The 20,964-nt window shown below is 48.0% G+C and carries 14 protein-coding genes and 1 other annotated feature; of the genes, 8 read left to right on the top strand and 6 right to left on the bottom strand.

The features are described 5' to 3' along the window. Window positions 1–172: 172 nt before the first annotated feature. From AC3WTP_RS02445 to AC3WTP_RS02435, 3 genes are all read right to left on the bottom strand, one after another. Window positions 173–1,855, bottom strand: coding sequence for a glutamine--tRNA ligase/YqeY domain fusion protein (locus AC3WTP_RS02445; protein ID WP_492393001.1), 1,683 nt, complete (start codon window positions 1,853–1,855; stop codon window positions 173–175). Between the two features lie 82 nt (window positions 1,856–1,937). Beyond that, window positions 1,938–2,190 (bottom strand) — a binding site (T-box leader). 101 nt (window positions 2,191–2,291) lie between these two features. Next, window positions 2,292–3,158 carry a C39 family peptidase gene (locus AC3WTP_RS02440; RefSeq protein ID WP_492393000.1) on the bottom strand — a complete coding sequence of 289 codons (867 nt, stop codon included), beginning with the start codon at window positions 3,156–3,158 and terminating at the stop codon, window positions 2,292–2,294. Window positions 3,159–4,164: 1,006 nt separating this feature from the next. Beyond that, window positions 4,165–5,142 (bottom strand): phosphotransferase enzyme family protein, encoded by a 978-nt coding sequence (locus AC3WTP_RS02435; protein WP_492392999.1) that lies wholly within the window; start codon window positions 5,140–5,142, stop codon window positions 4,165–4,167. A 192-nt stretch (window positions 5,143–5,334) separates the two neighbouring features. Between AC3WTP_RS02435 and AC3WTP_RS02430 the strand changes: the two genes are divergently transcribed. The 3 genes from AC3WTP_RS02430 to AC3WTP_RS02420 all read left to right on the top strand — a co-directional run bounded on the left by AC3WTP_RS02430 (window position 5,335) and on the right by AC3WTP_RS02420 (window position 9,511). Then, window positions 5,335–6,660, top strand: a complete 1,326-nt coding sequence (locus tag AC3WTP_RS02430) for a glycosyltransferase (protein WP_492392998.1) — start codon at window positions 5,335–5,337, stop codon at window positions 6,658–6,660. Between the two features lie 83 nt (window positions 6,661–6,743). Beyond that, window positions 6,744–8,354, top strand: a complete 1,611-nt coding sequence (locus AC3WTP_RS02425) for a CotS family spore coat protein (RefSeq protein ID WP_492392997.1) — start codon at window positions 6,744–6,746, stop codon at window positions 8,352–8,354. Window positions 8,355–8,374: 20 nt separating this feature from the next. Further along, window positions 8,375–9,511, top strand: a complete 1,137-nt coding sequence (locus AC3WTP_RS02420; protein ID WP_492392996.1) for a glycosyltransferase family 4 protein — start codon at window positions 8,375–8,377, stop codon at window positions 9,509–9,511. Window positions 9,512–9,589: 78 nt separating this feature from the next. On the opposite strand, the gene AC3WTP_RS02415 is transcribed toward AC3WTP_RS02420, so the two are convergent. The 3 genes from AC3WTP_RS02415 to AC3WTP_RS02405 are packed head-to-tail and all read right to left on the bottom strand — an operon-like array spanning window position 9,590 to window position 12,806. Next, window positions 9,590–10,537 (bottom strand): NAD-dependent epimerase/dehydratase family protein, encoded by a 948-nt coding sequence (locus tag AC3WTP_RS02415; protein ID WP_492393321.1) that lies wholly within the window; start codon window positions 10,535–10,537, stop codon window positions 9,590–9,592. Window positions 10,538–10,542: 5 nt separating this feature from the next. Further along, window positions 10,543–11,835, bottom strand: coding sequence for a UDP-glucose dehydrogenase family protein (locus tag AC3WTP_RS02410; protein WP_492392995.1), 1,293 nt, complete (start codon window positions 11,833–11,835; stop codon window positions 10,543–10,545). After that, complete coding sequence (locus AC3WTP_RS02405) at window positions 11,832–12,806, bottom strand: sugar phosphate nucleotidyltransferase (RefSeq protein WP_492392994.1); 975 nt, start codon at window positions 12,804–12,806, stop codon at window positions 11,832–11,834. Before AC3WTP_RS02405 ends, AC3WTP_RS02410 begins: the two co-directional genes overlap by 4 nt. A 240-nt stretch (window positions 12,807–13,046) precedes the next feature. Between AC3WTP_RS02405 and AC3WTP_RS02400 the strand changes: the two genes are divergently transcribed. The 5 genes from AC3WTP_RS02400 to AC3WTP_RS02380 all read left to right on the top strand — a co-directional run bounded on the left by AC3WTP_RS02400 (window position 13,047) and on the right by AC3WTP_RS02380 (window position 20,870). Continuing rightward, window positions 13,047–13,772 (top strand): hypothetical protein, encoded by a 726-nt coding sequence (locus AC3WTP_RS02400; protein ID WP_492392993.1) that lies wholly within the window; start codon window positions 13,047–13,049, stop codon window positions 13,770–13,772. 212 nt (window positions 13,773–13,984) lie between these two features. Next, entirely contained in the window at window positions 13,985–15,853 is a 1,869-nt protein-coding gene (locus AC3WTP_RS02395; RefSeq protein ID WP_492392992.1) for an LTA synthase family protein, read from the top strand. 202 nt (window positions 15,854–16,055) lie between these two features. Continuing rightward, entirely contained in the window at window positions 16,056–17,696 is a 1,641-nt protein-coding gene (locus AC3WTP_RS02390) for an SWIM zinc finger family protein (RefSeq protein WP_492392991.1), read from the top strand. Beyond that, on the top strand, window positions 17,696–20,638 hold the full coding sequence (locus tag AC3WTP_RS02385; protein WP_492392990.1) for a DEAD/DEAH box helicase: 2,943 nt from the start codon (window positions 17,696–17,698) through the stop codon (window positions 20,636–20,638). The genes AC3WTP_RS02390 and AC3WTP_RS02385 overlap by 1 nt, the downstream gene beginning before the upstream one ends. Window positions 20,639–20,669: 31 nt before the next feature. Beyond that, on the top strand, window positions 20,670–20,870 hold the full coding sequence (locus tag AC3WTP_RS02380) for a hypothetical protein (RefSeq protein ID WP_492392989.1): 201 nt from the start codon (window positions 20,670–20,672) through the stop codon (window positions 20,868–20,870). The last annotated feature ends 94 nt before the right edge of the window (window positions 20,871–20,964 follow it).

Here is a 20,964-nt window from a genome sequence, read left to right as displayed (position 1 = left end):
GATATAAATGAAAGCTATTCTACCAGTCTAGCGATGTAAAATGGTGCATGAAGTCCAATGCAGCAATAAAAGCGCCACCACTGGCGCTCTCATTGTATCTGCCTATGTTTCTTCTACATTAATATAACTCCGTTAGCAGAATATAACAACGTCATATTAACACCGCTTCGCCTTAGCCGTTCTTCTTCCAACCGTCTTTCAAGGAAACGATACGGTTGAATACAAGTGCATCGCTGGTTGAGTACCTCGTATCCACACAGAAGTATCCGTGTCGAAGAAATTGAAATTGATCACCAGGCCGCGTGTTTCCAATTGACGATTCAATAACAGCTCTCTTCACCACGATTAAGGAATCCGGATTCAAGCATGTCTCCCAAGCAGGATTCTCATCCTTCAGCACATCATCATCCAACAGCAGCTTATCGTACAGATGCACCTCAGCCTTGATACCGTGTTCAGCGGATACCCAATGAATGGTGCTCTTCACCTTGCGCTCATTGAAGCCTGTTCCACTCTTCGTTCTCGGGTCATACGTACAGTGAAGCTCGACAATCTCCCCTGTCCGCTCATCCTTAATCACTTCGTTGCATCGGATATAATAGGCGCCCCTGAGCCGCACCTCTTGACCGATCGTTAAGCGGTGAAAGCCATGAGTCGGAACCTCCATAAAGTCATCTTGCTCAATATAGACGATTCTTGAAAATGGAACTTCCCTCTTGCCCAGCTCTTGATTCTCACTATTGTTATCAAGCGTTAGCATTTCCGATTCGCCTTCCGGATAATTCGTGATCACGACGCGCAGCGGATTCAATACCGCCATCACCCCGTTGACCTTCGCCTTTAGATCCTGTCTTATCGAGTGCTCAAGCATGGCGATATCGACTGTATTCTGATGCTTGATTAAGCCAATCTCCTCGATAAAGCTTCTAATGCTCTCGGGCGTGTACCCTCTTCGTCTCAATCCGCGGATCGTCGGCAGCCTTGGATCATCCCAGCCATCGACGAATCCTGCGGCCACGAGCTGTCTCAAGTATCGTTTGCTCGTCACCACTCCGGTCAAATTCAATCTGCCGAATTCCCTTTGCTTCGGCGCTTCGACGACCTCCAGTTCATTCAGCACCCATTCATATAAGGGGCGATGATCCTTGAATTCGATCGAGCATAAGGAATGGGTGATACCTTCGATTGCGTCCTGAATCGGGTGCGCAAAGTCATACATCGGATATAGGCACCATTCGCTGCCCGTCCGGTAATGCTCTGCATGAATGATGCGATACAGGACAGGATCTCTGAGATTGATATTCGGTGAACTCATATCAATCTTGGCCCGCAGCACCTTAGATGAAGTTGGGTATTCACCAGTTCTCATGTTCGCAAATAAGTCAAGATTGTCTTCAATAGATCGATCTCGGAATGGACTGTTCTTCCCAGGTTCGGTCAATGTTCCTCTGTACTCCGTCACTTCCTCTGGCGTCAGATCACAGACATAGGCCTTGCCCTTCTTAATCAAGGTGACTGCCGCGCTGTAGATTTCTTCCGAATAGTCCGAACCATAATAAATGTTGTCCCCTGGCCCATAGCCGAGCCAGTTGATGTCTTCGATGATCGCGTTCACGTATTCCATATCTTCCTTCAACGGATTCGTATCATCAAACCGCAGATTGAATTTTCCGTTAAAATGCTTAGCTATCGAATAGTTCGTGTGAATCGCATACGCGCTGCCTATATGAAGGTAGCCGTTGGGCTCTGGTGGAAATCGAGTGCATATGTCTCTGCTGTATGCCTTAGCTTCAATATCTTCCTTAATCAGCTTATATATAAAATGTTCACTGCCTGCCATCTCTTCCCTGTTCATGTTCGCATCCTCCTGTCAATGGTTTATCAGCCGATCAATCCCTCTGCACGCAAAAAAGGACCTCACCTCCAAGACTGTGTGTCTTGGGGACGAGTTCCTCGTGGTACCACCCCAGGTTTATTAACATGTCGCCATATTAACCTCATCAAGTACGGCATGACGAAGCATGCTTATACTCTAGCTCTGTAACAGGAGCTCCTGTCATGCCATCGCCATCAACGGGTCCGACATGCTGCTCAGAGGCTTGTTTCAGTAAGTTATTCCTGCTCCTTTTCAGCAACCGGAGCTCTCTGGTGAGGAATGAATTTACCTACTCTTCTCTTCATCGCGTTTCAATATTTGCTATATGATATCAGATTATTCCCTGCCATGTAAATAGATATTCCCTATGCTGAACAAGGCTGTATCGTATTATAGGTTGACCGATGGCTCAACATTATGAGTTCTCTTGAGCCACATAAGTGATTGCTTGTGAGCCCATCTGCTCCCATCCTCGCTGGAAGGCATCTCTCTTCGCTTTCATTTGCTCATCAAGAGGATCGTTAAAATAGATATATTCATCATCAACACCCGTGATCAAGACGCTATGTTCTTTATACGTAATGTCCATCGTTCCGCTTGGTGTATTCCACGTATACCACTGGCTCTCAGGAACGGTGTCGTACAAGCTGTTATGAATAACCCACACAGGCCTCCCTTGTGAGACAGGATACAACATGTCATGGAAAGACATATTCGTCATGTCAATGACTCGTTCAGGCAAATACTTCTCTGCCAGTTCCGCAATCGGACCATGAAATACGCCTAATCCTGGATTATAGAACGAGTACATATCACCAACAAATCCATCGTAAGGGCTTCCAAAATAAACCTCACCATCTACCTTCTTATAGGGCGTAGGGTCCCTTTTAATGTCATTTGCAAGCTCCATCTTATCGACGGGCACTCCTGCCTGCTGAAGCAGCATCGCTAAGGCGGTAACTTCACAACCGCGGGGCAGTTCGGGCATCTGCGAGATGTTAGGAATATTAATCATGATGGAATTGCGGTTCTGATCGCTTAGATAATCCCATACAACCGTGCTATTCTTATGAATGATCTTGCCGTTCGTCAATTGCTTCGCATAGTTCACAGCATCAGAGTAGGAATCCATTTGCCGCACATACCGACTATTCTGAAAGACAGCATACCTATGATTCATCATAATCGGTATATTCTGATCCGGCTCTTCTACTAACGCTGCAGTTGCAAGCCACTGTTCTACCGAACTTAATAACATCAACCATAGTAATAATGTCCGCATCTCTTCCCCCCTGCCTTGTTTCATATTGTTATGAAAACCTGCATCTGGGCTATTATGTTGGAAGAATAATAAATATCAGTTGATTTGGTTTATATCTCCAGTATTTTATTGTTTTCGAGCCTTATATAGTCGTCACGACTCAGTTCGGATATCGCAATGAATATTATAGACTTGTATATTTCCTTACAAGGCCAACCCCAAGTAGCATTGTCGAGGTATCGTCAATTGCGTTTCAGATTGGTGTTCGCTGGCGTATTCGCCTTCGGCATCGGCATGACTAGCTTGAACGGAGGTCTTGGTGCTCCAATCCTGGGGATGTATCAGGCATGGATAATGACGTGTTCATGTTATCGTTAGTCATCGTCGTTATCGGTGGAGTAAAGACATGAAATGGGGCATTTATCGACGCGATTATGGTCGGTATAGTGGATACACTTGGTCAGATCTGGTTTCCATCGCTCTCGATGGTTATCATCTTTACAGGGGCTATATTATTTTATGGCGATATCGTTTATTATTTGCTACTTCATTCTTTTATTTTTTTCATTCACATGCTGGGAAGGCTGTCATTGGATAAAAAGAGAATGAGTCACATGCATTTTTAACTTCTTCATCTTGCCTTTCTACCGTTCCCCCTTTCAACACTATTTGGCCATTATCCCAATTGCCCAGGGATCTCCTTCCTGAGCCTTGGGGATATTAGTCAAATACTCGCTTGGAGGTATGTGCGGCATCGCTAGCGAGGAATTGGCAGCTAAATTGCATGGGATTGCATACAAAGCTGCGTTTAGAGACGATATTTTCTGAATAATCAAACCTTCTATTAAGAAGAGAATCTACGTTGTCGTATTCAGGTTGCACTTAGGAAACGCCTAGATATCAAATAGACCGTCCCCTAACAGATCAGGAGAAACAGTCTATGTATCGATCCTATTGTTACGCGACAGCAAATAATAGATTGTAATACGATGCCGCGGATTACAGCGGTGGTTTGGTTCCCTTAAGGTTAGTCCGTCAGCTTGTTTAACCTGTCACGTCCTTTGATCTGCAGCCATTCCAGCAGCGGCACCTGACTAGCGTATTGACTCTTCCATTTTTCAATAGGATCCGATGCCTGAGCTGAATAACATAAGAAATACAGGCCGATCCGTGCTACCGCTACCGGAAGAATCATCTTCTCCTCTGCAGTTAATACGCCATATCCGGACAGAAAACATCGGTCGAATGTACGAGCGTATCTAGGCAGCAGAATGTAAGACGACCATAAGGCATAAGCGACATCATAGATCCGTATTCCTTCCTGAACATAATCGAAATCTACAACAGCGATAACCTCATGATCAACCTCCTGGTACAATTGATTCCAATAATGCCAATCCCCATGAATAATCCCCTTCGGAAGACGAGATTCGATCCTGTCCCACTCCGATAAGATGCGATCGCTTAATCGTTCCGCATGTTCAAGCTCCCGCCGCGCGATTGCTTCATTAGCCTTCAGCTTCTCGAATGCATGAACATAGTAGGCTGTATCGCGATAGAAGGAGCGAGTCGGCTTCGAACGAAATTCACGCCGCTGAAGCGTATCATGGAAACGCCGCAGCATGCTGCCGCTGTTGGACACCTGCTGCTCACTGCTGGAGAAGCTGACTCCTTCCACATAAGAAGTCACTTGAATTAACGTATCGTTATGCCTATAATAGCAGCTTCCTTCATCTGTTGTCAGAGGGACTGGAACCGGAATTGCTGCTTCATGCAGCATGACGAGCATCGGCTGCAGCTCCTTCAGATGAGCCTCGCTACCTGCAGAATTCAATAACCTGACCGCATACTGTCCGCTGTCCGTCTTAATTTTGAGCGTTACATTATATGATCCGCCCAGCCTTTCACAAGTTCCGAGCCACTGTCCCAGCTTGTAAGCCCGGCATACTAGTTCAATGATTGGCCGGTAGAGGACTTCGTCCTTATTATTGTCAGATGCCGTCATGCAATCTGCTCCTTTATGCGCTATACATGCTCCAGTCATTACTGCACTATATTCTCCCCTTCTAGCGGCGACACGCGGACAACTATGGAAATACATCATTTTCATGGAGTTCCACGTTTGTACATGTCAGCCATGGCAGTTGAACATATGAATATAAATATATGATCGCGCCTGCGGAAAGGATGTGAATGCGTGACTAAAGCTAAACGGACATCTTCGAATAAGACAGCACCTCCGGCAGCCAAAAAGCTTGCATCTGCTAATGGAAGTTCCGAGCTCCCTTCAAGATCGGAGATAACGCCGGAAATACCCGTGCTAGCGCGTTCAACCCCTGTAATCACCTCCTCGGCCTATCCCCTGTCTCATTCCTTGCATGTTCTCATGGTTATCGATCAATTAAATGTTGGCGGTACTGAAACCTACACCTTGTCCCTTACTCGCGAATTGCTTCGTCAAGGTGTTAAGGTCGTCATTGCCAGCAAGAAAGGAAAGCTGCTTCATCCCTTTATCGGACTAGGCTGCCCCGTATACGAGCTTGACTTCGTCATGAACAATTATGAGCCGAATGTCGATTACTACCCGGAGCTGCTGAACCTGCTGGCTTCGATCATCGAAGCGGAACAGATTCAACTTGTTCATGCGCATCAATTCCCTTCTGGCAAGCTGGCCAAGAAAGCGGCTGATGATGCCCAAATCCCATTTGTGTTCACCGTTCACGGCACTTATTATGAACCGAAGCAGTTGGAGGAAATCCGCGAATCCATGGTGATCAGTGTAAGTCCAGCGGTCGAACGCATGCTGTTAACGAACAATATCGATTCTCTGTTAATCCCAAACGGTGTAGATATCACGGAGTATCAAGCATTCAACCCCGATTATAGAGATCATCTTCGCGGCAAGATGGGAATATCGTCAAGCGCGCAGGTTATCGTTTATGCAAGTCGGCTGGCTTGGGAAAAAGCTGACATATGCAAGGAGCTCATCCATGCCGCGGCAAGCTTGCGCAAGCAGAAGTACCCTCAGCTGCATCTCATCATTGCAGGCGGCGGCAGAGAAGAACAGGAGATCATCGCGCTTGCTAATCAGAAGCAGCAGATGAGCGGTCAGCCATTCATCACATTTGCCGGCGAAGCGCTCAACATGCGCAGCTATTATGCTGTATGTGATTGCGCCATCGGCACTGGACGCATTGCGATAGAAGCTATGGCTTGCATGCGCCCTTTCATAGCCATTGGGAGTCGGGGCTTTCTCGGAGCGATTCAATTCGCCAATTCGTCGAAGGCATGGGACAGCTGGTTCGGTGACCATTCCATCACGCCTGAACCTCTCACTCGAGAGATGCTGATCGATCAGATCGATTGCGTATTAAGTATGAGCATAGAGGATAAAGCCAATTTGTCACGCTGGGGCAGAAGACATATTGAAGAGCGCTACCCCATCTCTAACGTCGCCAAGAAAGTGATGGACGTCTACGAACATGCCTTGCTCACAAATAAAAAAGCAGCGCACTCCATATGATTCTTCAGCAGTATTCCCTGTGAAGCGCTAAGTGGGAATGAGCTTATCGGGAGTGTGAGTTTGCAAGATTGGAGGGTATAGGATTGGAGGCAATAGGTTCTGAATCCTATCAGATTGTACCTTGGGATCACCTTATGACCACCCCGGGAGCCGAAGATGGACCTGCGGCTGGAACGGTACTTGAGCAGTACGTGCCGCCAGAATTGGAAGCATTGGCGTGGAAGGTAATGGAACAGTATGATATGCGCGCATCGCAGATGGTGCTAATCACTTCCAAGCCAGACAAAGGCGGAGCGATCTGGCGCATAGATACCGATAAAGGGCCGCGCAGTATCAAGGTGCTGCATCGCACCCCGCAGCGCAGCTTATTCAGCGTCGGCGCGCAGCAATATCTAGTAGAGCAGGGAGCGAGAGTTCCTGCGCTTATCCCGACCATCGACAACCAGCTCTATGTCGAGGCTGGAGGCAAGGCATGGATCGTCACCGATTGGATCGATACTCTAATACAAGCCTCGAAGATTGACCTAGAAGGCGCATCCGCGCTGTGCCAAGGTCTCGGCGAATTCCATCTATGGTCGAAGAACTATGTCCCCCCGCATGGGGCGGCGAAATCCTCACGTCTGTATACATGGCCGAAGCATTATCAGAAGATCTTGACCAAGATCGGCTGGTTCCGCGATATCGCGGAGGCATATCCTGAAACAGCTGCAAGCGCACCGCTGCTTCAAGTCGTAGATGAATTTGAGCGGCAGGCGCGAGAAACGCTCGATCGTCTTCAAACCTCGGCTTATTCCAGCATGATAGCCATGGGCGAGTCTTATTGGGGTCTCGCGCATCAAGACTATGGCTGGTCCAACGGTCAGATGGGACCAGGCGGTATATGGGTTATCGACCTTGACGGCGTTGCCTATGATCTGCCGTTCCGCGATCTCCGCAAGCTGATGACCAGCACCATGGACGATATGGGCACCTGGGACATCACCTGGATTCGCGGCATGATTGAAGCGTATAACAGAGGCAATCCGATCGATCAGGAAATGTTCGACCTGCTCTGGATCGATATGGCTTTCCCGAATGAATTCTACAAGCATGTGAAGGAAATGGTGTTCGATCCCGTTAACTTCATGAATCTGGAGCTGGCTCCGATCCTGCAGCGAGTGCTCACCACTGAAAGCACCAAGTGGCAGGTTCTGCAGGAGCTGATGAACGATCGTGACAAGTATCCCCCTGGCAACTATGTGCCGCAGAATGATCCGCTTCCATGGGACATCGAAGTGCCTGATTCCGAGCTTATCTCCACAGGCAAGCAAGGGCGCGTCCCCGTCATTGCAGGATCATTCGAGCCGGAACAATCATCTAACTCTGACGATCCGCCTCCTTCACTAGTTTCACAAGAAGCTGCTGTTTCAGATCCTCCGCTGCCTGATCCTGCTGTTCTTCCATTGCTCATGCTTCCGCGTGGAACTACTGCTCGACCTGCAGCAAAGCGCCGCAAGCAGCGCAAACAGCGGCCTCGCTCCAAAGCCGCAGTTCGCAAGCGCATCAGCGGCGCAGGAAAGAAGAAACCGAAGCGTCGAGTCGCAGGCAATACCGCCCGCAAGGGTAACGGCCGACTTGCGAACAGAAAGCGCCTGGCAACCAGAAGATCAGCGTCATCCAATAGAAGAAGCCGGATTAGACGCAAAATGGCGTGACGAAAGGAGGACGATAACATATGAATGTGCTGATGATATGTACCGAGAAGCTGCCTGTTCCTAACATTCGCGGCGGCGCTATTCAAACCTATATATGCGGAGTCGCCCAGCAGCTTGGACGACATCATCGACTAACGATACTTGGCCGCTCAGATCCAGAACTCCTTCCCGATGAAACGGTGAATGGAATTCGATATGTCCGGGTTCCGTCAGAAGGTGTATTTGATGTATACGCTGAAGGGGTCGTCGACTTTCTGAACTATTGTGGAGAGCATTTCGATATCATTCACATCTTCAACCGTCCGCGCATGGTTCTCCCTGTCCGTCAATCAGCTCCTAACTCGCGAATCATTCTAAGTATGCATAATGATATGTTCAATCCGACCAAGCTTCGCCAAGATGAAGGGGAGGCCGTGATTAAGACGACTGAACAGATCATCACGATCAGCAGCTTCATCGGCCAAGAAATCGCGCGCTATTATCCGCAGGCTGAGCCGAAGCTTCGAACGATATACTCAGGTGTGGATCTGGATCGTTTCGCGCCATGGAAGGAATCACAAACGTCACAGCAGAATCGACAAGCGCTCAGGTCAGAGCACCAGATAGGATCTAAGAAGGTCATCTTATTCGTCGGTCGATTGTCACGCAATAAAGGACCTCATGTGCTCGTTCGAGCCATGTCGCATTTACGGCATCAGGATGCCGTGCTTGTCGTTGTCGGCGGGGCTTGGTATTCCGATAACCGGGTCAGCGATTATATCGCCTACGTTCGCGCCTTGGCAGCTCGCTCGCAGCTGCCTGTACTGACTACAGGCTATGTAGACGCTCATGATGTTCATCGTTGGTTCTGTGCAGCGGACATTTTCGTCTGTACGTCGATCTGGGATGAGCCATTGGCGCGGGTCCATTATGAGGCGATGGCTGCAGGACTTCCTTTCATCACCACAGCAAGAGGCGGCAATCCTGAGGTTATCCTGAACGATAACGGCATGCTCGTTACAGATCCTTACAATCCGCTCGAATATGCCGATAAGCTGGATAAGATGCTCTCCAACATGGACCAATGCCAGCAAATGGGACTGCGCGGAAGAAAACTGGCAGAGCAGCGATTTACCTGGGATCGGGTAGCGCAAGATATATTATCGGTATGGACGTGAACCGCATATATAGCCATCACAAACATGCCCGGGCTCCTTAGCTCGGGCATGGTTTGGATTCAACGCGATGGGAAGGGATCAGTACAGCTGTCTTACATAAGCGATCTCTTTCGCTAACCCAGACTTCAAGTCCACTGTCGGTGAATAACCAAGCAGCTGCTCGGCTTTGCTAATGTCGGCCCACGTGCTCTTAGGCTCGCCTACTGCAGCGCCTGCCGATTCCACCTTCGCCTTCTTCTGGAGCAGCTCTTCCAATATCGCGATACATTCATTTACTGACGCCCGTTCTTTGCCCCCGATATTAATCGTATGTCCGACAATTCCCTTAGCATCCGCAGCTGCTGCAACTGCGCGCACACAATCTTCCACATAAGTAAAGTCTCTGCTCTGGCTGCCGTCTCCGTACAGCGTGATCGGCTTCCCCTCAATCATCTGCTTAATAAAGCGATGAAAAGCCATGTCCGGTCGCTGACGTGGACCGTAAACCGTAAAGAATCTCATGACGACAATCGGAATACCGTGATCCTCGCCATACACACGGCATAAGTGCTCACATGTCAATTTCGTAATACCATAAGGCGAGAGTGGTTCGGGGATAGCAGACTCATCTACTTTCCCCTTCTTCTCGCCATAAACAGATGATGTAGATGCAAAGATCAATCTGTTGATTGGATGTGCTCTACATCCTTCCAGCAGTCGCTGCGTAGCTACAATATTATAGTTGGCATAATGAACAAAGTCGCTTCCCCAACTCGATCTTACGCCAGGCATGCCCGCTAAATGATAGATGACATCTACCCCAGGCAGCAATTTCTCCCAGGAAGTTGTCATCATATCCGCAGCATGAAGCGTAAATCGAGGGTGCTTAAGCAGCTCCGCCACATTCCTTTCCTTGATCCATACGGGCGTCGTCAGATCAATATAGGCATCCAGCCCAATGACTTGAATCGATTCATTCTTAAGCAGTTCTTCACATAGATGCGAGCCTATAAAGCCCGCTGCACCTGTTACCAATATCGTCTTCATTACCGTCACCCATTTCCGATTCCTACATACGTATAGCCCAAAGCTTGAAGCTGCTCACGCTTGAGCATATTTCTGCCGTCAAACAATAGCGGCTGCTTCATAGCCTGCTTCAATGAAGCCCAATCCGCATCAGCGTAATCAGGCCATTCCGTGCAGATGATCACTGCATCTGCTCCACTAAGCGTATCCTGCAGATCAGTAAACTGGGCAAGGTTGTCCGTTAACAATTGAGCGGGCATTCGAGCGACGGGATCATGCACTTGAACGATTGCCCCATGCTTCAATAGATAAGAGATGATCGATAAGGAAGGCGCTTCACGCATATCATCGGTTCCTGGCTTAAAGGAAAGCCCAAGAACGGCAATCTGTTTCCCTTGGAACGATCCAAGCCGCTTCAACATCCTTTCAAGCACATAAATGTATTGCGTTTCGTTAATGGCTATAACATCCTGCAGAAGGCGCAAAGGTTCTCCAAGCATCTTAGACGTATGCAGAAGCGACTTCACATCCTTCGGGAAACAGGAGCCTCCGAATCCAATGCCTGCGCGCAGGAATGACCTGCCAATACGCGCATCGTACCCCATTCCTTCAGCTACATCAGAAATGGACACATCTAATTGATCACATAACCTTGCCAGTTCATTCATGAATGAAATCTTGACAGCCAAGAATGAATTAGAAGCATATTTGATCATTTCCGCTGTTGCCGGAGAAGTCACGAGATAAGGGCTTTCCAGATCGCGGTACAATCTCTTAAGCTGCTCAGCGCCTGCTTCTGTATCGCTGCCGATTATGATCCGATCAGGGTGAAAGGCATCATACATCGCACTGCCTTCTCGCAGAAATTCCGGATTCGATACTACATCGAACGGAATAGGCCGCGGCTGCGCCTCGCTGATCCACTTCAAGACCTGCCGCTGAGTACCGACTGGTACCGTACTCTTCGTTACCAGAAGCTTATATTCATCCATTGAAGCACCGATCGTTGCTGCCACCTGGCGCACATACTGCAGATCCGCTCCTCCGTCTTCCATGGAAGGCGTACCTACACAGATAAAGATCACGTCATGCTGTTTAACTGCTTCGGACAGATTCGTGCTGAATGATAGTTTTCCAGATTCGATATGCTTCTTCAGCAATGTATCCAAGCCCGGTTCATGAAATGGTAATACGCCATTCTCTAATTCTTGAATCTTGCGTTCATTCGCATCTACACCAACCACATTCCAGCCCAGCTCTGCAAACAACAGCGCAGTAGTCGTTCCTACATACCCTACACCTATAACCAAAATGTTCATACATCTGCCCCCCGAGCAATTGACACCGCATGATGCTCGCTTACGACGGCATCTGTAATTTCACGCTGGTAAAGAGTTACACCATCCAATATGATGCTGCCTTTAATCTGACATCTCTCTAGCGTTACATTTGGACCAATGACGGTATAGGGACCTATCACGCAATCACTCACATGACTGCTTGGGTGAATCATGACTGGGTGTATCACCGTACAATGCTTCACATGCTCATAGGAATCTTCCAGCTCTTGTGCAGAATATGATTGTAGAACCCAACGGGTAGCCTCCAGCCAGCGTTCAATCGTACCTACATCCGTATGCGACAGCTCCGTCACATCATATGCAATCGAAAACTGCCGATCAATCAACCACTGAATGGCATCCGTAATCTCATATTCGCCTCTTCTTGAAGGAGCAATTGCATGAATCGCGTCAAATATATTAGGAGTAAATGCATATGCGCCTAATATCGCTAGATTGGACTTCGGATAGAGAGGCTTCTCTTCCAGGCCGATAATGCGTTGATCAGCAATCTCTGCAATGCCGTAATCTTGAGGCTTCTCTACCTCTCCAAGCAGCAAAGCACCATCATGGCGTTTATCCAAGATGGATGTCTGCAGGCCAGCTAGAGACTGTTCGATCATATTGTCCCCGAGGAGCAGTATAAAAGAATCAGAGCCGGTGAATACTTCCGCTCGTTTAACAGCGTCAGCGATTCCAAGCGGTTTTTCTTGATACAAGTAGGTAATGTTGGCTTCCCATATACTGCCGTCACCTACACATTGGCGAAACATCGCTTCCTGCGCGGATTGGATCACGATACCGATGTCCTTGATGTTCAGTGCGATTAGTTTTTCGATACTATAATGAATAAGTGGTTTGTTCGCTACCGGAAGCAGAGCTTTCGAGATGTCATTCGAAAAAGGTTGGAGCCTAGTGCCTTTACCTGCACAAAGAATCAATCCCTTCATAAGGTTCGCTCCTTGTCTTTCGTAGAGATGCATTAAAATATGATTTCTAGCAACAATGAGGAAGGGCGAGTATAAGCTAATAGGGAAAATATACGGATGTACTTGTCTAGCAGCTTGTAGTCAGAAAACTAAACATCCACGATTAGCCTCATTCATATACCCAAACATATAGGAGTTAGCATCATAGAATAGCAATGAAACTTATAGAGTTTCGATCTTCTATGAGAGGAATTGATTCGGTTGGGTAAATACGAAAAGTGTAAATCCGAACTGTACCGCTACGGGTTTGACGAGATCGAGGAAATCGAAATCGAATACGAGGACGGTAACACAAGTAAATTCTGCTACGAAGACTTGTTGAGTGAGGGTTGCAAGGATTCGAAGGACGATGCTCTACTGGATTGGATGTCCGATATCGACTGGGATTCCGTTGAAGAAGTGGAAGTTGAGCTGCTCTGCGGCAAGAAATTCGAGATAGACCTGGAAGATCAAACTGACGATGATGATGACTGCGACGACGATGATGACGATGACGATGATCATAAGAAAAAGGATAAAGATAAGAAGAAAAAGAAACATAAAAAACACAAGAAGAAGCACGAGAAGAAAGACAAGTGCGATTGCGGCTGTGAAGACGATGACGACGATGATGATGATGATGATGACGATGACGACTGCGACGACGATGATGATGATCATAAGAAAAAGGATAAAGATAAGAAGAAAAAGAAACATAAAAAACACAAGAAGAAGCACAAGAAGAAAGACAAGTGCGATTGCGGCTGTGAAGACGATGACGATGATGACGACGATGATGATGATGACGATGACGACTGCGACGACGATGATAAAGACCATAAGAAAAAGCACAAGAAAGATAAGAAGAAGCATAAGAAGAAAGATAAGAAAAAAGACAAACATGATAGCGACGACGATGATGACGATGAGGAGGAAGACGAAGACTGATAACAAGCAAGCCCGATATATGAGCCGCTTTGATTCCACTGGAATCGGGCGGCTTTGCTTCATATAGTTATTTTTCAACATTTAATAACATTATTATCACTTGCATTTATTAATAGGAATGTGTCAAAATCAACAATAAATATTGTAAACTGGAGTTCGGTCAAACTCTACAACATGATAAGATTTCGATCACATTAAGGCAGGTGTTTACCTTGTTACGACTAACGCCGAGATGGCGGTGGATTGTTCATCCATTTATCCTATTTACAATTGTATTGCTCCTGAAGAGTGCTTTAGCGTGGTTCGTTATTTTTGAGGATGGATCTTCTTGGACGATAATTGTAAAGGAACTTCCCTTCATATGGTTGTTGTTCTGCGCCATTGAGTGGTTTGCAACGAAGCGAAAGATCCCCATTTATCTAACTGTGAATCTCGTTCTGACCGGGATCCTGTTCGCTGTTATTATGTACTACAAATATTACGGCGTCATCGCTACATATCATGCGCTTGAGCAAGTGAATCAGGTAACAGCGGTTAGTAACAGTGTATTCTCGCTTATGGACCCCTACTTCCTGCTCATCTTCATTGATATCATCGTATTAGCGGTTTGGCTGTTCCGCAGCGATAAAGCGAAGCAATGGCGTAAAGCTAATGCTGTTAAAGGCAGAAAAGGCTTCGTGCCTGCCATTTTCGCCGTATCGCTGTTCCTGTGCCTGTTCAATGTGCTTCCTAACAGAGCCAGCATGAATGAGATCGTGAAAGCAGAGCAGATGGGAATTCTGAATTACGAAGCGTACACGATATTGTCCAAAAATAAAGAACCGGAAGTTGTGCCTGTCGAACAGATTAATCAAGCTGATATCGATGAACTTAAAGGCATATCGCCGGTGGCCAATCCTCGTCTAGCAGGTACTGCCAAAGGCAAGAACTTAATCGTTATTCAGATGGAATCTTTTCAGAACTTCCTTCTGGGATTAGAGATTGAGGGTCAAGAAATTACTCCTAACATGAACAAACTGATGGGAGAAGGCTTGTACTTCCCTAATTTCTATCAACAGGTTGGGCAAGGCAATACTTCCGATGCGGAATTCGTCGTCAATACATCTATGTATATTCCTCGCTCGGGTGCAGCATCCGGGGAGTATGCCAACAAACAGCTGCCTAGCATGCCGAAGATGCTCAGTGCCGAGGGATATCAGACCGCTACTTTCCATACGAACGTAGTCGAGTTCTGGAATCGCAAAGAAATGTACGACGCGCTTGGCTTCGATACTTATTATGACGCTGAATATTTCAAAGATGAGGACAAAGTATTCTTCGGTTCCTCGGACGAAGTGCTTTATCGCAAGACAACTGACAAGCTGAAGGAGATGCAGGCGTCAAACCAGCCGTACTACGCGCAGATCATTTCCATGACCGCCCATCACCCATTTACCATTCCGGAAGATAAACCGCAAGTCCAGCTCCCGGAACGCTATAATGATACATTAGTTGGAGATTATATTCGAGCTCAGAGCTATGCCGATAAAGCATTAGGCCAATTTATTGCCGATTTGAAAGAGAGCGGGATCTGGGAGGATAGCTTGGTAGTCATTTATGGGGATCACCTTGGACTACCTATCTACTCGCTCGATAACCATGAGAAGGATCTCATGGCTGAGATCTACGGTCACGAGTATGGATATGCTGATATGATCAATATTCCATTGATGATCATCGGGGAAGGGATTGCACCCGAAACCGTTGAGCAGACAGGCGGTCAAGTTGACATCCTGCCTACGGTTGCTAATCTGATGGGAGTTTCGTTGGATGAGCAGATCCATTTCGGACTCGATTTATTGAATCAGAATACGAATCTCCTGCCTCAGCGATATTATTTGCCATCTGGCTCCTATCTGAACGATACGACCTTGCTTGTGTCAGGGAGCGGCTATGAAGATCGAACGGAATACCCTCTGAAAGAAAATAGTACAGCGCCGATTCATACCTCAAATGATGAATTCAATCGCGCCTTGCAATTATTGAATTTATCCGATAGTTTCGTACAACAGCTGCCTGATCGATTGCCGGTCGAGCCATAATAACAACAGCCTCTTTCATGACAGTCTTGTTCTGACTAAGTGAAAGAGGCTTTTTTTTACATTCCTTATTGCATATTTTGTTAAGAGCGCAGATAAAGGTTTATACTAGCTGGTAGACCTTATTTACAATGGCTGTTATTCTTGTTAATAGACGTCCGAACGGGATGACACTACTCTGATCAAGTCCGGAGGAAATGTTCACATGACTCAAATGAGAGACCGAATCGCACATATCGCAGAACAAGTCCGTACTCAGATCGACTTGGATGTGTTGGAGAGCGGTTGGTTTTTGTTTCGAAGATTTGCAATTGTATCGCTTCAGCCCGAGGAGAATTCCTTTATAAAGGCGGATGTGAGGGATAAACAGGCCTATGAGGTCTTATTACATACGGAAACAGTAAGCCTGAGCAAGTGTTCCTGTGACAGCGGTCCGTTGTGCCGCCATCTGGCTGCCGCTTTCTTTCAAGCTTACAATATGTACGGTTATCATTCAGCAACCTTCCTGGCTTCCTGTCGCCAGTACCACCAGTGGCTGAAGGAGGAGAAGCCTCAGATCGCTGCAACGCCGGCTGTGCCTGCTATTCCCGATGTAATGGCTAATACGAACACTACGCTATTTCGTACACCTAAAAAGATTATCGACAGCGCTGTTCTCCCTCTTCCAACACATTCGCCAGCGGAGTGGCATGCTTTCTTTGCCGCTAACTTTGACTTCAAGGAAGATGTCATTGATACTTCAATTGCGCATACGGCACAAGCTTATTATGAGTATGCCAACTCCGATACTTGGGAGCCGACTATAAGGCTGCTATATCAGCTTCACGTTCAGCTGTTTCTGCTGCAGGCCATTGATCGCAATATGAATGGTCAATCGTCGGACTGGTCATTTGTTCGAATCCAGTGGAAGATGGACGATCAATATATGGTCGCCCTGCAGGAAATGGAGCAGCTGCTTGAGCAATTATCGCCTGAGGAAGCATACCGCAGCTATCCGCAGGCGGTAGCGTCAATTAAGCAATATGTGATCGACAGCGAAGCCTATATTGAACGGTCCGGCATGGATTGGACATCCATCTACCAGCTGCTATGGGAGCAATTGCTGAGGCAGGCCGATTGGCAGGAAGTCGAATATAGTAGAATTGAAGCCAATCTTCGACACGCTGTACCTGAGAGCAAGACTTGGAGATACATGCAGCGAATCGCAGCTTGGCAGGAAGTACTGCAAGGACTCGATGCTGCGGCCATTGATCGTCTGCAGGCCGTTGGAACGCAGGACAAATTGGTATACTATTGGAGAATTATGTATTACCACGCTGACCGGAGCCAGTGGTCAACGCTGCTCCGCTGGATCCACTTGGTGATGCCAGCTATGGAACGCGCTTCACGCAATGACTGGGCTGTGTTTATGCGGGCATGGAGTCAAGGTGCTGAGCATCAGTCGGATACGAAAGCCTGGCATCAAGTGATGACCAACTATCTTCATCATACCTATTGGTACTATTGTGAGTACCTAATGAAGAAAGGCTTGTATCGAACCTGGGTTGATATTCACTTGTACCGCTGCATCTCGCCGCGGGAGATCAACAAGGATATGCTGCGGCAGCTGGAACAGCAGGAGCGTGAACTGCTGCTGCCCCTGTATCATCAGGCCGTTGAACGCGCGATTGCAGGGCGAAACCGTGATGCATATCGCGACGCGGTGAGGCTGATGAAGAAGCTCAAGCAGATCTATAAGACGCTGAACCGCGTCCCTGTCTGGGAGCGGTATATACAATATATTTCGCACCAGTACTCGAGGCTGCGTGCGCTTCAAGAAGAAATCAAGAAAGGAAAGCTCCTTTGATGATAACAACTAAACCAATCGCTCCCCGCTGCAAGGTGCTGGATAACGGCAGTGTCTTTCTCTGGAAAGAGCTTGAATACGGGCATAATCCCATCGCCTTCAAGCACCTGCTATTCGGCTGGCACGCGCCTTCCTGCTACGGTACGATGCTGGAGATTCGCGAGCAGCGAGGCATGGAAGGCTTCATCGTACCGCCGCTCATGGCGATGCATTACTTCTGTGATGCATCGCCGATTGAAGCGGCTGTTATTCATTGGAGCGATGAAGTACAGCTGCTAATGCGTATCGCATCGTTGCTGCGCGAAACTCTTAAGCACGGCTGGTACACTCCTGATATCGATAAATGGAATGAAGGTTCATTTGGCTGGAAGCTCACGCTGCCAGAAGCTCTAGTCGGGACTGCTGCATCCCTATGGCAGGAAGCGGAGCGGCTGGAACTCGGACCCGTGCATATATGGCTGGATGCGATCATAGCAGAGCTTATCGAGCAGTATGAGCCTCTCGATTCCGCATGGAGCAGCTTGCGTTCCGAACAGCCTATGCTGCCGGATCAGGCGGATCTCATGGAGATAGATAGACGCGCTCCGTGGCAGAGTGACGAAGAAGATTGGCTTGTCTCCTTGGGGATTAAGGAAGATCCGCTGCCATTCCGCACAGGCTTGCGTCTGATGGAGCCATATGGCGATGAGCACAGCTGGACGCTTGAGCTCGTCCTGCAGGATAAGGAGCAGCCCGAGCGTCTCCTTCGACTGGGTCACGATTCGTGGGACAACAGCATTTCCATCACTGCGGATAACAGTACGTCGGAAGAACATCGCATTCCAGCGCATTGGGAGCCATACATCAAGGAGCGTGTGGATAAGAGCTTAAGCATGTGGGCGCTGCAGCTCCCCGAGTTAACAGACAACGAGTATCCTGAACGGCTTCGCCATAAGCTATCTAACGATGAGGCATGGAAATTTCTTTCCGAATACAGCGCTCGCCTTCTCGCAGAAGGCACGGCTGTCTACCTTCCTTCATGGTGGGAATCGTTAAAGCGCAGTAAGCTGCGGATGAAAGCCAAGATGAAGTCTTCAACCGGCTCAGCGGGAAACTCTATGCTCGGAATACAGCAGCTTCTCGACTTCGACTGGAAATTTGCGGTCGGCGACATGACGCTGACCGCAGACGAGCTGGAGCAGCTGGCACAGCAGCAGCAGCGGCTCGTGCGGTTTCGAGATCGCTGGATCGAGCTGGACCCGGCGACGTTGGCTCGAATCCGCGCTGTTATGAACCGCGTGCGCAAGAAACGCGGCCTAAGTTTCAGAGAAGTGCTTGAAATGGTGCTGCAGGATGACATGAACAGCTGGGACGAAGATGCCGTGTTGGATCGCGATGACGAAGCCTATTTCAAGTTCGAGATTGAGCTAAATGAAGCGTTAACCGATATGATCGCTATGCTCCAGCAGAAGCAATCACTGCCGCTCATTCAGGCTCCTGAGAGCTTCCTAGGCTCGCTTCGCAAATATCAGACCGAAGGCTTATCCTGGCTGCTCTTCCTCCGACAGTTTGGACTTGGAGGGTGTCTGGCAGATGATATGGGACTCGGCAAGACGATTCAATTTATCAACTATTTACTCGTGCTTCGCGGACAGAACCAGCTGTTAAGTCCCGCTGTTCTAATCTGTCCGACCTCAGTTCTCGGGAACTGGCAGAAGGAGCTGGAGCGCTTCGCCCCTAGTCTGCGCATCTACATTCACTACGGCAGCAACCGCAAGCACGGACCTGATTTCGTGCAGGATGTTGAAGATGCAGATCTCGTACTGACCTCGTACACGACAGCGCAGTTGGATGAGGATGATCTGGCCCAGCTAACTTGGAGCTGTGTGTGTCTGGACGAAGCACAGAACGTAAAAAATGTATACACGAAGCAATCAGCCGCTGTTCGCCGCTTGGAAGCTCAGCACCGCATCGCATTAACGGGTACACCGATCGAGAATCGTTTAACTGAATTGTGGTCGATCTTCGACTTTATTAATCCCGGTTATCTTGGAAGTCTGAATGAGTTTAGACAACGGTACATTCTACCGATTGAACGCGATCGAAATGCTGATGCGATTCAACAGGTACAGAAGCTGATTAATCCGTTTCTGCTCCGACGTATTAAGAAGGATCCTGCCATCCAGCTCGATCTGCCCGACAAGAATGAGATGAAAGTATATGTCCCATTAACGGTCGAACAGGGCACATTGTACGAAGGTATTATTCAAGATATGCTCGACAAGATCGATCGCCTAACAGCAATGGAACGAAGAGGGCTCATCCTAGCTACTCTAACCAAGCTAAAGCAGGTATGCGATCTTCCTGATCTGTTGTTGAAAGGGCAAACGGATGAACCATGGGTATCCCGCTCCAATAAAGTGGAACGCTTGTTGGATATGATCGAAGAGCTAAGAGCGGAGGGAGACCGATGCCTTATCTTCACTCAATTTGTCGGCATGGGCGAATGGCTGCAGCGCACGATATCGCAGCATACAGGTGAACAAGTTCTATTTCTGCACGGCGGCGTTCCTAAGAAGAAGCGCGATGAGATGATCACGGACTTTCAGAATACTGACTCTGCTGACACGCCTTCTATTTTCATTCTCTCACTCAAGGCTGGTGGTACGGGATTGAACCTTACTGCGGCCAATCATGTGTTTCATTTTGATCGCTGGTGGAATCCGGCCGTTGAGAATCAGGCTACAGACCGCGCCTTTAGGATTGGCCAGACGCGAGATGTTCAAGTACACAAGTTCATTACGCTGGGTACGCTGGAAGAGCGAATCGATGAGATGCTTGAGCTGAAGCAGGGCTTAAGCGATTCAATCGTGACCGGCAGTGAGAACTGGATCACGGAAATGTCCACCGAGCAGCTGCGGGAGCTGTTCACACTACGCAGAAGCTGGGCGCATGAGGATTAGTGATCATCCCGTTTGAAAGGAGCTGTAGCATATGGCCTATGAGCCTGATAAGCCGTTGCAAAGAGATGAAGTGCGTCCAGAGAGCGCTGATTCGCAGCAGCATAACCTCTCATTAGAGGAGCGCGCAGCGATGGACGCCTTTCTTCGTGAGCATCCGCATCTCAAGCAAGCTTCTCCCGCTTGGCAGCGATTCTATTATCAAGTCCGAGTTGCCGTACTAAGCGGAGACTAAGCGATAAGCATAGTTTACTATACGCATGTCAAGCTGCTGTTCTGTACATTCGTAGAAGCCTTGGCATTAAAGAAGAAATGAATCTGAATAAAAA

This window comes from Paenibacillus sp. EB106-04-04-XG159, assembly GCF_058791835.1.
This window is presented reverse-complemented; position numbering and strand designations above follow the sequence as displayed.

What these genes read in the sequence shown, in the direction of transcription:
- AC3WTP_RS02390 (WP_492392991.1), top strand. Translation starts at nt 16,056, where the DNA reads ATGACTCAAATGAGAGACCGAATCGCACATATCGCAGAACAAGTCCGT.
- AC3WTP_RS02440 (WP_492393000.1), bottom strand. Translation starts at nt 3,158, where the DNA reads ATGCGGACATTATTACTATGGTTGATGTTATTAAGTTCGGTAGAACAG.
- AC3WTP_RS02415 (WP_492393321.1), bottom strand. Translation starts at nt 10,537, where the DNA reads ATGAAGACGATATTGGTAACAGGTGCAGCGGGCTTTATAGGCTCGCAT.
- AC3WTP_RS02405 (WP_492392994.1), bottom strand. Translation starts at nt 12,806, where the DNA reads ATGAAGGGATTGATTCTTTGTGCAGGTAAAGGCACTAGGCTCCAACCT.
- AC3WTP_RS02410 (WP_492392995.1), bottom strand. Translation starts at nt 11,835, where the DNA reads ATGAACATTTTGGTTATAGGTGTAGGGTATGTAGGAACGACTACTGCG.
- AC3WTP_RS02380 (WP_492392989.1), top strand. Translation starts at nt 20,670, where the DNA reads ATGGCCTATGAGCCTGATAAGCCGTTGCAAAGAGATGAAGTGCGTCCA.
- AC3WTP_RS02445 (WP_492393001.1), bottom strand. Translation starts at nt 1,855, where the DNA reads ATGAACAGGGAAGAGATGGCAGGCAGTGAACATTTTATATATAAGCTG.
- AC3WTP_RS02420 (WP_492392996.1), top strand. Translation starts at nt 8,375, where the DNA reads ATGAATGTGCTGATGATATGTACCGAGAAGCTGCCTGTTCCTAACATT.
- AC3WTP_RS02435 (WP_492392999.1), bottom strand. Translation starts at nt 5,142, where the DNA reads ATGACGGCATCTGACAATAATAAGGACGAAGTCCTCTACCGGCCAATC.
- AC3WTP_RS02385 (WP_492392990.1), top strand. Translation starts at nt 17,696, where the DNA reads ATGATAACAACTAAACCAATCGCTCCCCGCTGCAAGGTGCTGGATAAC.